Genomic DNA, 15,285 nt, shown 5'->3' with positions numbered 1-15,285 from the left:
GCTTTGACGACCTTATGCTGCTCTTTTAGGAGGTGAGAAGTTCAATGCCGGAGCTCACGACGCTTCCGAGGCATCGATGAGGAATTGCGAGAGCAGAGACACCGGTCGCCCCGTACCTCCTTTGTGGGGACCACTCTTCCATGCAGTACCCGCAATATCGAAATGCGCCCACTTGCCTTTGACGAACCGCGCAAGGAAGCAGGCCGCCGTAACGCTCCCTGCTGGTCGACCACCAATGTTGGCGACATCGGCAACAGACGACTTGAGTTGCTCCTGATAATCATCGTCCAGCGGCATTCTCCAAGCGGTATCGCATACCTTCGATCCAGCCGCGAGCAGGCTGCTGGCCAGAACATCATCGTTGGCATACAGGCCACTGTGGACCCTCCCGAGGGCGATCACGCAAGCCCCGGTCAATGTCGCGATGTCGATGGTCATCGCAGGGGAAAAGCGTTGTTGAACGTAGGTAAGCGCATCGCACAGGATCAGCCGACCCTCGGCATCCGTATTGAGCACTTCGATGGTCTTGCCCGAAAGGCTGCGAATCACGTCCCCCGGCTTGAGCGCAGCGCCGCTTGGCATGTTTTCGCAAGCGACGATGACGCCGACCACATTGATCGGAAGCTTCAACTCTGCACATGTGCGCATGACACCGAATACGCTGGCTGCGCCGCACATGTCGTACTTCATCTCGTCCATGGCTTCCGACGGTTTGATGGAGATACCCCCCGAGTCGAACGTCACCCCCTTCCCCACCAACGCTATGGGTGCGGACGCATCCCGGCCACCCCGATAGTTCATGACAATCAACCGAGGGGGCTCCGCGGAGCCTCGGGAAACCGCCAGAAAGGACTCCATGCCCAATGCCTTGATCTCGTCGTGACCAAGAACCTCGATTTCAAGCGCCAAGTCCCGCGCCAATGCTTCCGCTGCGTTGCCAAGGTACGCGGGCGTGCAAACATTGGCGGGCGCGTTGCCAAGGTCCCGCGCGAGATCCACCCCGTTGGCAATGGCGAGGGCCTGCATCACGCGACCCTGGGTCGATTCGTCATCGGCCGCCGAAAAAAGGCAGACGGTACGCTCCAAAGGTTCTTCTTCCGCTTGCCGGTAACTGTCGCATCGGTAATGGGCATCTCGCAGTGCCAGCACCGACAACGCCAGCAATTCAGACGGGTCGCCCAACGCCCATCCGATCGACCTCGCCCGACTGGTCTCGATGGCGGCAGCCGCTGCGCGGGTCGCCCTCAGGAGTTTGGCGGGGGTGCTTGATTCGCCATCCTGAAGACCCACCAGCAGGAGCCGCCGGGCGGAAAGACCACCCACAGCATGCAGAAGCAATGTCTGTCCCACCTTGCGGGGTAGTTCGCGCTCGTCACGAAGCCGTGTAAGCAACCCGCCGCCGACCCGGTCGATCAACGTAAGCACCGTCGCCCACCGGCTATCCGCCCCAACGCCGACTCCCACGACCAGGCAGTCGCACTGATGCTGGAGGAGGAGTTCATCCGACGGCATGCGTTGCAATTCGATCTTCAAGGAGTGGCTCATGGTGTATTTCACATGTAGTTGAAAAAAAAGCCGGGGCTACTGCCAACCGGCTCGGGGAAATTGGCTGAGGCCGCTAATGCATGCTGGTCCGCGCAAGGGAAACCATCTCAATCCAGCGTGCCTTCGGACAAGATCTCGTCCTTATGGGTTGTCTGAACGACCCGCAAGGCCAAGCGCATGGCCGACAGCTGGGTTTCCAGGGACATCGCCGGAGCCTTGAGATAGCGCGTGGCCTGCTCGGGCAAGTAGGGAAGATGGATGAACCCAGCGCGCTTCAAGCTCTCGCGGCGACCAGCCTCATGCATCAATCCGTAGAAAACGTGGTTGCAGACATAGGTGCCGGCGCTGTGTGAAACCGAAACTGGAATGTGTGCCTTGCGTAGGGCTGACGCCATCGCCTTGATCGGCAGACCGCTGAAGTAGCCCGTTGGTCCGCCATGGACGACAGGAACATCGACCGGCTGCCGACCCGCGTTGTCGACCATGCAGGCATCGTCCAGGTTGATGGCCACTCGTTCCAGCCGGACACAGGGACTACCACCCGCCTGGCCCAACGCCACCGCGGTCTGCGGCCGAAGCGAATCCAGCCGTTCCTCGAGTACGCGCAAGGCGCGCTCGAACACACACGGCAACTGCATCGCGATCACACGGCTACCATCCTCCGCCAGCGTGCCATGCAATCGTCGCGCCACTTCCCATGAGGCATTCAAGGTCTCGCCCGCAAAAGGTTCGAAGCCTGTAAGCAGGATCGTCTTCATCGTATTGGAGGCCTTCGTCTAAACACCCGCTATGTTTTCATCCCCGCCGCGCCATAGCGTGGCGACGGCGGGCATCCGCTCCAGTTACCCCTCCTCCGCCACATCGAGCACGCTGACATCGCCAAGGCGTAATGAACGCACCGGCGTCTCGATCTTCGACAGATCGCCCTCGATGAGCCACGTGAAAGCCTCGGGTGAAAACAGTTCCTCTGCGACTGCCGCCACCTGCGCCACGGTGAGCCCCTCCAAACGCTGCCTCAAAGCCAAGGCATAGTCGTCCGGTCGCCCGTATAGCTTGTTGGTGCACAAGGTCTGGAGCACCGCCGCGCTCGACTCGTAGCCCCCCGGAAGCATGCGCAGGCCCTGCACCTTGACCTTGTCGATCTCACCTTGGGTTGGCGGCCGATCGCCAGCGATCGCTTCCATCTCGCGCAGCATCTCGCGCATCGATTCTGCCGTCTTGTCCGTTTGTACCGGTGCGGAAACTGTCAGAAGACGCTGCCCGATGGCATCGCCCAGGTTGCTTCGTGCACCGTAGGACCAGCGCTTGTCTTCGCGCAGGTTCATGTTCAAGCGCGAAGTGAAAGTGCCTCCGAATGTCGTATTCGCCAGTCGCACCGCCGTGTACCCTGGCGACGAAGTCGGCGGTGCGACATTGACAGCGCTGATGTGCGACTGCAGGGCATCAGGTCGATGCACCAGAAGAACGCGTGGAGCAATGCGGTTTTGCACATAGGCAAGATTCTTGTCGGGCCTCGGCACTACCGGTGCAGTCCAGTCGCCGAAAACCGCGTCGAGCAGAGGTAGAAGCACATCCAGTCGGGTATCGCCAACTACCAGGATGGTCGCATTGTCCGGCCGGATCCATACGCGGTGAAAAGCATGCAGGTCATCGGTAGTTAGCGCATTGACCGAGGCACCCGTACCGATACCCGAGAAAGGTATCCCGTACGCGTGATCCTTGCCGTACAGCAGCGGCGGCAACACACGCCCGCCGAAACTGCCAGGCTGGCTACGCTCGCGCTGAATGGCTGCCAGTGCCAGCGCCCGCTGGCGTTCGAAGTCGGCTTCCCGAAACGCCGGGTGGCGAACCATATCGGCCAAAAGCTCCAGCGCACCAGCCAGGCTGGAGCTCAATGCATTGACGCCGACGTTGCTGGTGTCCAGTCCCATGGAAACGCCGAGCTGCGCGCCCAGGCGCTGCTGTTGTTTGGCGATTTGCACCGAATCCAGATTCAGGGTGCCCTGATCGAGCATGGACCCAGTCATCCTCGAGAGGCCGAGCTGGTGCCTACGGTCTGCGGCGAATCCAGCATCGAACTGCAATTGCACTTGGACCATCGGAATCGCATGGCGCTCAGCCAGCACCACCTCGATGCCGTTCTTCAAACGACCACGCTGAACGGCTGGAAAGGTCAGCTCCGGGAACGTCTCGACTGAAGGCACACCCGCACTACGGTCGACCTTGCTTTCAGCCCTCGCGAATTCACGCACCGGTACGATGACGGTAGCGGGTTTGTCGGGCACGGCCGGCAAACCTTGCTCCGCCGTCGAGTCGATCGTCGCCTGATCGGCAATGGCGGGCAGCACGGTCAACGTATAGTCGCCCTGCGCAATCCATTGTCTAGCTGCAGTGAGGACCGATACTGTCGTCGCCGCGTCACGACGCGCAAGATCGATCCGATAGGCAGCCGGATCGCCGCGGTAAAGCTCGCCCTGCGCGAGAATCGCGGCCTTGCCGCCGAAACCACCCACCTTTTCCATCTGGCTGACAAAGCCCAGGCGCAGCACTGCCTTGGCTCGAGCCAGTTCGTCCTCGGTCGGACCATCCTTGAGGAAAATCGACCACTCATCCGCGATGGCCGCCTCGACAAGCGCAGGATCGACACTCTGCCTGACACCCACTTCCAGCATGAACATGCTGACGAGGGCCAGCGACTGCACGCCAATGCTGACGCTGTCGGCCAACCCGTCGCGATACACAAGACGCTGATACATGCGTGAGGTTGTACCTCCGCCAAGCACCCACGCCGCCAGTTCCAGCAGCGAAACGTCCTTGTGACCCATCGGCGGTACGTTCCATTCCTTCACCATCCGTACCTGGGGAACATGGTCCGCCAACGTGCCACGGGTGGATACCTGTCGTGGCGCGATCCAAGACGCCGGGCGCATCACCGAAGGGCCGGACGAGATATGGCCAAAATACCGTTCGGCCTTTTCCCTGGCCATCGCTGGCGTGATATCGCCGGCCAGCACCAAAACCGTGTTCGCCGCACCGTAATAGTCACGGAACCACTGCTTCACATCGTCGAGCGAGGCTGCGTCGAGATCAGCCATGGAACCAATGGTGGTGTGTTGATAAGGGTGGTTGGCCGGAAACGCGTGGAGCTGGATGTTCTCCATGCTCCGACCATAAGGCTGGTTTTCATTCTGGCGCTTCTCGTTCTGTACAACCCCACGTTGCGTATCGAGCTCCTGCTGGCCGATCGCGTCGAGCAAATGGCCCATGCGGTCGGACTCCATCCATAGCGCCACGTCCAGGGCGGTACTCGGCACCGTCTCGAAGTAGTTGGTCCGGTCGAACCAGGTGGTACCGTTCTGGTCGGTGGCGCCAATAAGCTCGAATGGCCTGAAGTACGAGCTCCTGTGGTGTTCGGAGCCCGAGAACATCAGGTGTTCGAACAGATGCGCGAAACCGGTCTTCCCGGGCGGCTCATTCGCAGAACCGACGTGGTACCACATCGATACCGCCACTACTGGCGACTTGTGATCTTCATGCACGATTACGGTGAGGCCGTTATCTAGATGGAACTTCGAGAAATCGATCACGGGTATGTCCACGGTCATGCCTCCTGCTGCAGTGTCTTCGCAAGAGCCTGCATCAACCCTTGGTGCCAGTATTTGCCCAAGGTGTGCTGAAGCAGTTCCAACTGTGCGGTGTCGGTGGGTCGAGCGTCCTTCAACATTGCGAAGAACGCCTTCGTCTCCTCCCAGGCGAAGATCGCGTCCCTGCCCGCGTGGGGCTCGGACTCTTTCTTCTTCTGGTAAGTTGCCGCGATTGCCTCGCGCTCGGCCCAAGCTTCTGCGGAGTACCCATGCCGGACGGCCGTCTCGCGTAGCGAGGAAAAGAGCGCATTGAGACCTTCGCGCGCGACGAAAGGCAACTCGTCCGAGGGCCAGCTCGTCGCCTCGGCACACGTGGCCACTCCCCAGGAAACGGCGTCTTCCTGGTAACTGGGGCTCGCCTTGCCTGCCGTCTCGCGCGCTGCCTTCCATTCCGCGGCCGACGGCGCGTCCCCCTTGGCCATGCGCCCATGCAGCATGGCAACATCGCGTACAGGTGCCCTGATACTGTCCGAGCTCCTCGCGCCGAACGGCAATGGCGGAGAGCCCTCGGCCAGGTCAAGCAACAGCCCATGCAGAAAATGGGAGGTGATGTATCGAAGATCCGCGCCGGGAGGGATGGCTTCAAACCATTCCAGGGGATAGTCATGCATCGCCCCCTGCAGCGTATAGCTCAGGCTACCGAGCGCATCCGCCGACACCTGCATGGGGAAGGCGTGTATGAAATCCTCCAGAATGGCTGCGCTAGCGGGAATGCCGAGAGTCGCTTCATACTGCTCCATGCTGGTGCCGTGCAAGACCGCACCAATCAACGTGTATTGCCCTTTTTCCACCTCACAGATAGGCCCCGTCGGCGGGAATGGGCCGCGCACCTGGACCTGGCCGGCCTCAATGTGCTTACGCACCTGATCGATCACCTTCCGCTTGAGCCCACCGTCACCGTGAAATGCGCGCAGGGATTTCACCGGATCCGGTGAGTTCCCGCTTGTCTGCGCAGTGACATGTGGGTCGAGCAAGTCGACCAGTGCCGACCTGCTCTGCGCGCCAAGCGTCTGTGCGACGACTTCGCCGGCTTTCAGCAACAGCAACGCAGGCACGCTACGTACCCCGAAGCGCTCAGCGAGCGCCTTGTTCCCGTCGATGTCGATCTTGGCGAACTTGACGCGCCCCTGGTACATCTGCGCCAGTTCGTCGAACCGGGGTGCGAGCTGCTTGCAGGGGCCGCACCAAGGCGCCCAGAAATCGACGAGCACGGGCAATTCGGCTTGCTCGATTTCGTCAGCAAAGGTGGCTTCTGTAACATCAACAGCGTGCTCGCTCATTGGCTCTCTCTCGGTTCGTTTCGTACACGTACCAGCCTCGTCGCAGCTTCGATACGCACAAACTTTCGTTGCGTGGGATCAACTGGTACACATCGCATCCTCGACATGGCAATCGCTTCCTATTCACGTCTTCACGGCGACGACAGCCCTAATGCACTGATTAAAATCCGCGCATTTCATGGCATCACCCGTGCCGTTGCCCGGCTTCGGGCACCGACTCCAAGCCCGTTGTACTGCCCGATGCCGTCATCACCAGTTCCTTCGCAGACATCAAGCGATAGCGCCCTTCCGGATAAAGACACAACGCTCGGTCGTGGAAATGCAGCAGCGTTTCGCGATGCCCCACGCTGACGTAGGTTGTCCCGGCTTTCCTGAGCAGTGCGTACACCGCTGCCTCGGTAGCGATGTCCATGGCGCTGGTGGCTTCGTCGAGGAAGATGTACTTCGCTCCTGATATCAGCACCCTCGCAAAGGCGATACGCTGCTGCTCGCCAAGCGAAAGCACCTTGGCCCAATCGCGCACCGCATCCAGGCCACCATGCTTTTCCAGCAGATTCGGCAAAAAGACCTGTTCGAGGATGCCTTGCAACTCTGCGTCCGAAAGATCCTTGCCCTTGCGGACCCGCCGCGGGTAGAGCAACTGAGAGCGCAGATTGGAAAGGATCATGTACGGCCGCTGTGGCAGGAACATGCTGTCCTCGCACGGCGGCATGACCATCGAGCCCGTGCCGCGTTGCCATAGACCAGCCATCGCACGGAGCAAGGAGCTTTTCCCGACCCCGGTCTGGCCGACGATGATCAGGTTCTCACCCGGACACAGGGTGAAGTCGAGTCCGTGGGCGAGCAGCTGCTCGCCGCCTGGCGTTTCCAGGTCCACGTTGTCTATGACGAGAAAGGGGCCTTCCGTAACCGTGATTCGCGGCGCATTGCTGTTCGCGCGTTCCGCATCCATGGCATCGAAGCGTTCGAGGATCTGCGCCAGACGCACCGCGCCGGGTGCCATCTGGGTCAGCATGGGGATGAAGCTGCTCAGCGTCGTCAGAGCCGAGAGCATGGTGCCCGCGGCGGTCGTCGCCATGGCGATGGCACCAAACTCGATCTTGCCGGCAAAGAACAACGGAGCTATCAAGAAGAACGGAGCTATCTGCCAGATGACCTGCATGCCCTGGGTGGCTCCCGTGAGCTTCATGGTATAGATCAGCACGGCCATCCTGGTGCGGGTGACCGCCTTCAGGCGCTCCCAGATCTGCGTGTGTTCGCTGTCCTCACCGCGATAGAACGCAACCGTTTCAGCGTTTTCGCGTACATGCAGGATGCCGTGGCGCAAGTCCGCTTCGGCCACGGTATTGTCGAACTGCAACCGGATCATCGGCGTGTACATCACCAGCGTGACGACGGTTTGCAGCACGGCATAGCCGATCACGTACAACGTCATCGTCGAGCTGATCGACGAAATGATCACCCCTCCGCTGATCAGCATCAGTGTCTGGCTTAGAAGCTGGCGCGGAATCTGGATAACCGCCTCGACGAAGGGCAGGACCTGTTCCTGGATACGTTGGTCGGGGTTGTCCAGATCCTCACGCAAAGCGATGTCGTAATACGTCTTCTTGTCCAGATATCGCTTGACCATGTAGTCGGTCAGCCACTGGCGCCAGTCCACGCTGAGCCAGGTGGAAAGAAACAACATGGCCATCACGATGACCACCGACAGCGCCCCTACGCCAGTCGTGGACCAGAACAAGACGGCATAACCCGCGCGCTCCTTGGCGACGATTGCGTTGGTCATGTCCTTTGTGAGTATCGCTATCCAGACGGCGATGCCGCTCTGGACGGGAACCAGCACCAATAGGCCGATCATGCTCAAGCGTGCTAGCCGGTTCTCCTTGGCAACCCAGTACGGCCGGGCTAACCTCCAGAGGCGTGCGAACAGCTGGCGCGATACCTTGTAATCTGCCGGATCCGAATGAAGGGTACGTGCGTCCATCTAGACTCTGATAGGGTGAATGACATGAGACGCCCAACGTCTTATCTGAATCGATACCGACGGTCAGGAAGTCAGACATAAGGGTTGCGGTCGCCAAACGCCGAAACACATGCGATGCGTCAATGCGGCACTCATGTCATAGACGCCACAGCTGGAAAATCCGGACATTCGTTTTGACGAAAGTGCAACAAGGCGGCCAGCAAATTGCACAGGCTCGCACTGGGCCATCCTTGGAACAGCCCAGTACGGGTTGCCAAATCGCTTTCATTGCCCGAGTTGCGCTGGCGTGAAGTGGCGCACTTTAGTTCCGTAGCCACAAGACAGTGGCTACGAGACCGGATCACACCGATAGGTCACAGCTGTCCCTTGATCGTCAGCATGAAGCTGCGCGGCGTGCCATACCAGTTACCCCCGTAGATTTCTCCGGTCGTCTGGTAATAGGTCCGATCAAACAGGTTGTCGATATTCAATGCCATCGACCAGTGCCTATTGATCTGATAACCGGCACGCAAGGTAGCCACCGTGTAGAACCCTTGTCGGATGGCGTAAGGAGCGAAGGTCCCCAGACAGTTGCCTAACGCATCGTAGGTTGGACAGGCCTCACCGGTAGCGTAGCTTGAGGTCTGCGCACGCAACCCGCCACCGATACTCCAACGATTGTCCATGCCCGGCAGTCGATAGTCGGTCCAGACCTTGAACATATGCTTCGGCGTGATTGAGCTCAGTACACCTTGCGTAACCCCTGGAGTATTGGCCAGGTTGGCATTTTCCCTGTTGATATCGAAGGTATACCCAGCGCTTATCTGCCAATTTGGCGTCAAGCGACCACTAAGTTCGGCTTCAACGCCTTTGCTGGTATTGTCTCCATCGACAAAACAGCAATTCGGGTTATTGTAATTTCCACCCGGGTTGAAATACGTTGGATTGTTGCGCTGGTCGATCCTGAAAAGGGCGATTGAACCGTTGAGCAGACCTCCATACCAGGCACCCTTCGCACCCACTTCGAGATTGACACCACGAACGGGAGGAACCAGTCCACCAGAAGCCGTCAACTGACCACTGTTTGGCTTGTAAATATCAGCGTAACTGGCGTAGAGCGAATAATCTTTGCTGATATCGTAGGTCAGACCCGCATAAGGGGTAACCACACCGGTGGAGACATTCCTGATTGGAGCTCCCGAAAATCCGAAGCTGCCGAGCGGCGGACCGTAGTCCAGGTTTTCCGAGAATCGCGTTTCGTTTCGGTAGTAACTGTCACGCGCCCCAATGACAGCCGACCAGCCGTCCAGAAAGCGCAGGCGAAGCGCAGCATATCCGCCAATTTGCTTTGTATAGGCATAATTGTACTCATCAATTACTGGGGTAAGGAGTCCCGGCGGAGCTGCCGTATACGCCGAAGGATCGAAGGACCATGGATTCAGCGGAGGACCTGCAAGTTCACTATCCTGTTGAGGTACTGAGTAAGTCTGTCTCGTGTAGTCCATACCGACGATAACGTCCTGCCGATGGCCACCCACCTCAAAAGATCCTGTCAGGGTGGCGTCCCCCGTGACCGCCAGGTTTGATTCGGACGCGACACCTTGGCCCAGGACACCAGGAATGGTATTCGTAACCGGATTGATGCCAGAGGAAGAGGACGCCCCAATTCTGGAACGGCTGTCTTGATCGATCATGGTTGACTCGACCTTCAGCTTCCAGTCGTCGTTGAATCGCTGCTCCAGCTGCACGAAGGCTTCACTGTTGTGCGCGGTGCTCCGATTCCACGGGAACGCCAGCGCCGTGGAGCGTGGCAGATGCGGATCGGCGCCATCGATATAACGTGGCAGCCCGACGTCAAATGGCACAGCATTAACCTGCTCGAGGGAGCCACCGACAGTCAACATCGTCATGGACGTCAGGTCATACTGCAGAATGCCATAGAGCTTATGCTGCTTGCGGCTCGCTATATCGTAAAAATAATCCTGGTCCGTATTGGATGCCACGATGCGTCCGCGAAGCGCCCCGTCAAACCCCAGTGAGCCTGTGGCATCGAGCATTTCCCGGTAATAGTTGTACGAACCTATCGTAACGGTGGCACTGGCTTCGTCATTGGCCTGCGGTTGCTTGCGTTGCAGACTGATCGTGGCGCCGGGATTGCCTGCCCCGCCGAAAAGGGCATCCGAACCGCGCAATATCTCGATGTGGTCGTACTCGGAGAGATCGTCGAGTGGTGAGCCAGCTGCAGTTGTGGTGTTTGGGCTCAGAGTGATGGGGCCACCACCATCCACATGAACTTCGTCGACACCGAAGCCTCTTGCAGAAAAGGTCGTATTCGCGGAAGTGCCGTTCTGCTGAACGGTGATACCGGTCGCCCAATCAAGCGCGTCGGCCAATCCGTTGGCATTCTGCTGCTGCAGCGTTTCTTGTGATATCACCGAGACCGATTGCGGAATTTCCCTCAATGCGGTCGCTACGCGCGTCGCCGCCAGACCCTCGACCGTGGCTTGAACCAGGACGTCGGGCAGCTCCTGGATGCCTTCGCCGGCCGTTGCAGCACCGGGTAGAATGATCACCACGCCCGATGGCGCGATCACCGCATGCAGACCGGTACCCACGAGTGCCCGCTGCAACGCGTCGATCGCCGTAAAGCGGCCGATGACGACATCAGCTTTTTTTTTAGAAACCAGATCCGCGCCAAAATCGATCCGCTGCCCGGTGGTGCGTGCAATCGCACGCAACGTGTTTGCCAGGTTCTGCGGATGGATATTGAAATCAAAGTCCTTCCCCTGTGCCGCAGCCGAAGGCGCCTTGCCCGTCGCGTCTCCCATCTCCACTAGAAACGAGCCGCCTTGCGTTGTCCGCAAGACCAACCCGGAACCTGCTAGCAGGTGATCCAGCGCCTGCCGCACGGAATAGCTGCCCTTCAGCGCGGGGGCATTGCGACCTCGCACCGTAGCTGGCTCGAATGTGACATTGACGCCACCCTGGCTACCGACGGCGCGAAGCGCGTCGGCCAGCGGCTGCGCCGGCAGGTTGAAGTTGTAACTGGCCTGCGCGTACACAGCTGGCACCGCCCCCAGGGCCAGCAACACCGCGATCGCCACAACGTTACGACGTGCAAAAAACATAGCATCCCCTCCGATCACTATGTCCCGTCGACGACGGGCTCTTTAGCAGGAGACGATGGGTTGACACGATCCGGACATGTGGTCGTCACTTTTCTTGCGCGCTCCTCAGCGGGATCCTTGGGGGAGGCGCTACCGGGCGATCACGACACCCTGGCCGGAGCGTATGACATTCAAGTTGTGCAACCGGGCAATGGCTTTGGCAGCCTCGACCGGGTCACGGGTGACGAACACACCCGACACACGCAGCTGCGCCAAGGCCGGATTGCCCAGAGAGACATGGGTGTTGCCATAACGATTGAGTTCCGACACGACCTTTCCCAAGGTGGCGTCGTCGAATATCAACTCGCCTCGCTGCCACGCGGTTATTTCTTCAAGGTTGGGGCGGTCGATTGTCTGTTCACCACCAGGACGCAAGATCACTCGCTCACCAGGGGACAATACCGTTTCGCCGTGTTGCGCGTCAGCCTGCCCAGAGGCGGCTGGGCCCACCTTGACCTTCCCATCGATGAGCGTCACCTCGAAAACATGAGGATCGTTTCGCACGTCGAAGGTCGTACCCAGCGCGGATATCGCCCTGTCGCCGGCTTGCACGATGAACGGTCGCCGGGAATCCTGTGTGTCATCGAATATCGCTTCGCCGCGATCGAGCAGAATGCGGCGCTCGGTCTTACTGTAGGCCACCGTGAGCCGGGTATCCGTGTTGAGCGTAATACGCGTTCCGTCGTCCAGTGTCACGGTCTGCTGGCCGCCAACCGCGGTTTGGTACACCGGGCTGCGCAATGCATAGAACGTGATACCGCCCCCCACCACAGCCAACAGCAGGCATGCCGCTACAGCCGCCAGCATGCGCCGTCGCTGACGCGTCCTGGCCGCAGCTGGAATTGTGACTAATTGAGCAGCGCCGGGAATGATGTCCCAAGTCTCGGTGACCCGCGCAAAGGCACGAGCGTGCGTGACGTCCTCCGCCAGCCAAGCCCTGAAGGCGGCATCGGCCGCCGCGGTACGTGAAGGGCTCTGCAACCGAACCAGCCACGCCGATGCTTCGGCCAGAACCAAATCTTCGAAGATTTCATGATTCGTGCGCATCACTGCTCATCCATCCACTTCGTGAGGAACAACACCGCCCTGGCGACGCGCTTTTCGACCGCGGCTACCGACATGTTCTCGCGTTCCGCAATCTGGGGAAACGTCAGCCCGTCCAGCCTCTGCGCCAGAAGACAGCGCCGAGTCACCGGGTCGAGCTGCGCCATGCCTGTTCTGGTACGACGCAGGCGCTCCTGTAGAAGCAGTTGTTCTTCCGGCTGCGGCGCTGCGTCAACGATCGTATCGAGGTCGAACTCGGTGGCCTGGGCAGGTGTGCGTCCCCTGCGTCTGGCAGCGTCGCGACCGATATTCACCGCGGTCGTGACCAAGAAGGCTTCCTGCGAGCGCAGCTCCTGTCGGCGCGTATAGGACTCCAGACGCGCAAACGCCTCTTGCACGATATCGTCGGCATCCTGTGGTGCTACGCCCTGTCGCAAAATGACAGCACGGACCTTACGGAACATCTGTAGAACGTCGCCCATGCGACTACCTTGCTTCAGCCGGTTTCGTTCCCGTCATAGGAGCAGACGTTTCCGCCACTCCATCCAGACACCCGAATTGTGCGACGCATCACGCAAGCACCACGGTGTCGACTTTAAACCCCCTACAGGTCTACCGACATAGCAGCCCGCGTCCATTGGGCACGCCTCGATTCACGGATACATCGGATTTTCAGCCAATGGAGAGTCCACGCTGCCGCCCAACGATCCATGACACTGCACCGCCACGTACCGTCGCCGCAAGCTGCTGCCCCAGACGCTGTTCGATCACCGGTTTCCACGGCACCAAACTGAATCCCACGCCGTCGTCGAGCACGGCGTAACGTCCACTAGCAAGCATGATGCTGCGCCGGTAGATGCCAGTCGCGCGTTGCCCATCGGTCAACGGGCGATGCTCCAGCCCGGTTTCGGCGACAATGTTCTTCGCAGCCTGCGCCAACTCACGCCCGCGCAATGTCGCCAGCAAATTCCGCGGGAGAACGACGCGCTGTCCGCGCCGTTCGGCCAGCCCCTGTTCGGCCAGGAAGTCGGCACGCTGGCGTAGCGCCTCCTTCACTTCACCGCCAAAACCCAAGTCGCCCAGCCCCGTGCCGCCACCGATCAACTGCTGGTCGAGCCAGGTGGCACCGATCACGCGGGCCTGCCGTTCGATCGGCAGGTGCGATTTCAGCTCCACCGCCACGCCGCCGCCAAGACGCCGCGCATCGTACTGGCGGCCGCGCTCGGCCAGGTCGCTCGGCACACGCCAGACGCCTTCGGCCTCGTGCTCCACGATGCCGGCGCGGCGCAGGGCTTCGAGCCGGCGCACGTGCGCGGCAACTACCTCGCGCGGATCGCGGTCGGGATTGGCCCGACCTTGGGCGACGGCCAGGTGATGATCGGTGCGGTACACGCCATCGACAGCCAGCGCGGCAATGTTTCGATCAGCGGCACGCACGTCGGCCGCGCCTTTCACCTCCACCACGGCGCCGGCCGGGTATTGCTCCAGCTCTGACCGCGACGGCAGCGGGACATAGTGCGCCTTGCCGTCGGCGCCATCGACGATCAGATAGCCCTTGTCGTACAGCTCGTCGGCCAGCCCCTTGCCGGCCACCCGGCCGATAAGCGTGCGGCCATCGTCGCTCGGTTCGAATACGGCCAGCTCGCGCGGCTTGCCGCGCATGGCCCGCTGCAGGGCACGGAGGATGTCACCGCGCTCGCCCATGGCACGCAGGGTCGGCTCGGCGCTGGCGTGCATCATCCAGATGCCAGTCTGCGGTTCGGTGGCCAGTCCCATGCGCTGCAAGCACTGCAAACGGCCGATCAACACCTGCCGCTGGTGTTGCAGCCGTGGTTCGGCGAAGCGCTCGATGTGTACCCGACCATGCTCGTCAGCCTCGCGTTGCAAGGTACGATCCAGGATCGTCCACCGCTCCTGATCGACCTCGCGCTGCATGGCGTGCTGCATCTCCCGCTCCGTGCGTGGCCCCAGCCATTCGGTCGCCAGCTCCGATGCTCGCCGGCGCATCCCTGCGGCAATGTAGTCACGGGCGATGATGAGATCCTTGCCGGTGTCGTCCTTGCCGCGCAGGACAACGTGCGTGTGCGGGTTGTCGGTATTCCAGTGGTCCACCGCCACCCATTCCAGCCGCGTCCCCAAGTCGGCCTCCATACGAGCCATCAGGTGCCGGGTATAGGTGCGCAGGTCGTCGAGCTGTTCAGCATCCTCGGCCGAAACGATGAAGCGGAACTGATGCCGGTCGTCGACACTGCGTTCCTTGAACGCATCGAGGTCGGAATGGTCCGTCGTCGATCCGTAGGCATGCCCTGCTCCCCCCTGACGATCGACGCCTTCGCGCTCGATGTAGCGCAGGTGGGCGTCGGTCGAACGTCGTCCAGCCTGCTTCAGGTTGACCAGCCGCGCCTTGATCGTGACACGCCGAGCGTTCGGCCCCAGGCCCCGGCCCGCGAAGCGCGCGGCGACATGGCCGCGCCCGAGCCGGGCACCGGGACGCTGGCCGGCTTTGCGGATGGTCTTGCTGACTTTCGCGCCGGCCTTGCTGGTCTGGCGAAGTACCTGGTTGATGAAGGCTTCGCCACGCTGCTTCGGCATACCGGGCCGGACGCGAAAACGGTCATCATCGCGCTGACTCATACGACATC

The 15,285-nt window shown here is 60.6% G+C and carries 9 protein-coding genes; all 9 read right to left on the bottom strand.

Going from position 1 to position 15,285, the window contains the following annotated elements; translation table 11 throughout:
• Positions 1-54 precede the first annotated feature (54 nt).
• The gene (locus BMY90_RS09750; protein ID WP_217638567.1) at positions 55-1,533 is read right to left on the bottom strand and encodes a leucyl aminopeptidase; all 1,479 of its coding nucleotides are present in this window, start codon (positions 1,531-1,533) and stop codon (positions 55-57) included.
• 119 nt (positions 1,534-1,652) lie between these two features.
• Positions 1,653-2,303 carry a pyroglutamyl-peptidase I gene (gene pcp / locus BMY90_RS09745; protein WP_092703581.1) on the bottom strand — a complete coding sequence of 217 codons (651 nt, stop codon included), beginning with the start codon at positions 2,301-2,303 and terminating at the stop codon, positions 1,653-1,655.
• An 84-nt stretch (positions 2,304-2,387) separates the two neighbouring features.
• Positions 2,388-5,150: a M16 family metallopeptidase gene (locus BMY90_RS09740; protein WP_092703580.1), complete on the bottom strand. Its 2,763-nt coding sequence runs from the start codon at positions 5,148-5,150 to the stop codon at positions 2,388-2,390.
• Positions 5,147-6,469 (bottom strand): thioredoxin, encoded by a 1,323-nt coding sequence (trxA, locus tag BMY90_RS17570; RefSeq protein ID WP_092703578.1) that lies wholly within the window; start codon positions 6,467-6,469, stop codon positions 5,147-5,149. The genes BMY90_RS09740 and trxA overlap by 4 nt, the downstream gene beginning before the upstream one ends.
• 184 nt (positions 6,470-6,653) lie before the next feature.
• Entirely contained in the window at positions 6,654-8,453 is a 1,800-nt protein-coding gene (locus tag BMY90_RS09730; protein WP_092703576.1) for an ABC transporter ATP-binding protein/permease, read from the bottom strand.
• A gap of 353 nt (positions 8,454-8,806) precedes the next feature.
• A complete protein-coding gene (locus BMY90_RS09725) occupies positions 8,807-11,560 on the bottom strand; it encodes a TonB-dependent receptor (RefSeq protein ID WP_092703574.1) in 2,754 nt (917 codons plus the stop codon).
• A gap of 129 nt (positions 11,561-11,689) precedes the next feature.
• Entirely contained in the window at positions 11,690-12,646 is a 957-nt protein-coding gene (locus BMY90_RS09720; RefSeq protein WP_092703572.1) for a FecR family protein, read from the bottom strand.
• Positions 12,646-13,125, bottom strand: coding sequence for an RNA polymerase sigma factor (locus tag BMY90_RS09715; protein ID WP_092703570.1), 480 nt, complete (start codon positions 13,123-13,125; stop codon positions 12,646-12,648). The genes BMY90_RS09720 and BMY90_RS09715 overlap by 1 nt, the downstream gene beginning before the upstream one ends.
• Before the next feature lie 190 nt (positions 13,126-13,315).
• Complete coding sequence (locus BMY90_RS09710) at positions 13,316-15,277, bottom strand: relaxase/mobilization nuclease and DUF3363 domain-containing protein (protein WP_092703568.1); 1,962 nt, start codon at positions 15,275-15,277, stop codon at positions 13,316-13,318.
• Positions 15,278-15,285 lie beyond the last annotated feature (8 nt).

Origin of the sequence: Rhodanobacter glycinis, from assembly GCF_900114325.1 — a bacterium.
Classification (GTDB): Bacteria; Pseudomonadota; Gammaproteobacteria; order Xanthomonadales; family Rhodanobacteraceae; genus Rhodanobacter_A; species Rhodanobacter_A glycinis.
This window is presented reverse-complemented; position numbering and strand designations above follow the sequence as displayed.

What these genes read in the sequence shown, in the direction of transcription:
- pcp (WP_092703581.1), bottom strand. Translation starts at nt 2,303, where the DNA reads ATGAAGACGATCCTGCTTACAGGCTTCGAACCTTTTGCGGGCGAGACC.
- BMY90_RS09740 (WP_092703580.1), bottom strand. Translation starts at nt 5,150, where the DNA reads ATGACCGTGGACATACCCGTGATCGATTTCTCGAAGTTCCATCTAGAT.
- trxA (WP_092703578.1), bottom strand. Translation starts at nt 6,469, where the DNA reads ATGAGCGAGCACGCTGTTGATGTTACAGAAGCCACCTTTGCTGACGAA.
- BMY90_RS09730 (WP_092703576.1), bottom strand. Translation starts at nt 8,453, where the DNA reads ATGGACGCACGTACCCTTCATTCGGATCCGGCAGATTACAAGGTATCG.
- BMY90_RS09725 (WP_092703574.1), bottom strand. Translation starts at nt 11,560, where the DNA reads ATGTTTTTTGCACGTCGTAACGTTGTGGCGATCGCGGTGTTGCTGGCC.
- BMY90_RS09720 (WP_092703572.1), bottom strand. Translation starts at nt 12,646, where the DNA reads ATGCGCACGAATCATGAAATCTTCGAAGATTTGGTTCTGGCCGAAGCA.
- BMY90_RS09715 (WP_092703570.1), bottom strand. Translation starts at nt 13,125, where the DNA reads ATGGGCGACGTTCTACAGATGTTCCGTAAGGTCCGTGCTGTCATTTTG.
- BMY90_RS09710 (WP_092703568.1), bottom strand. Translation starts at nt 15,277, where the DNA reads ATGAGTCAGCGCGATGATGACCGTTTTCGCGTCCGGCCCGGTATGCCG.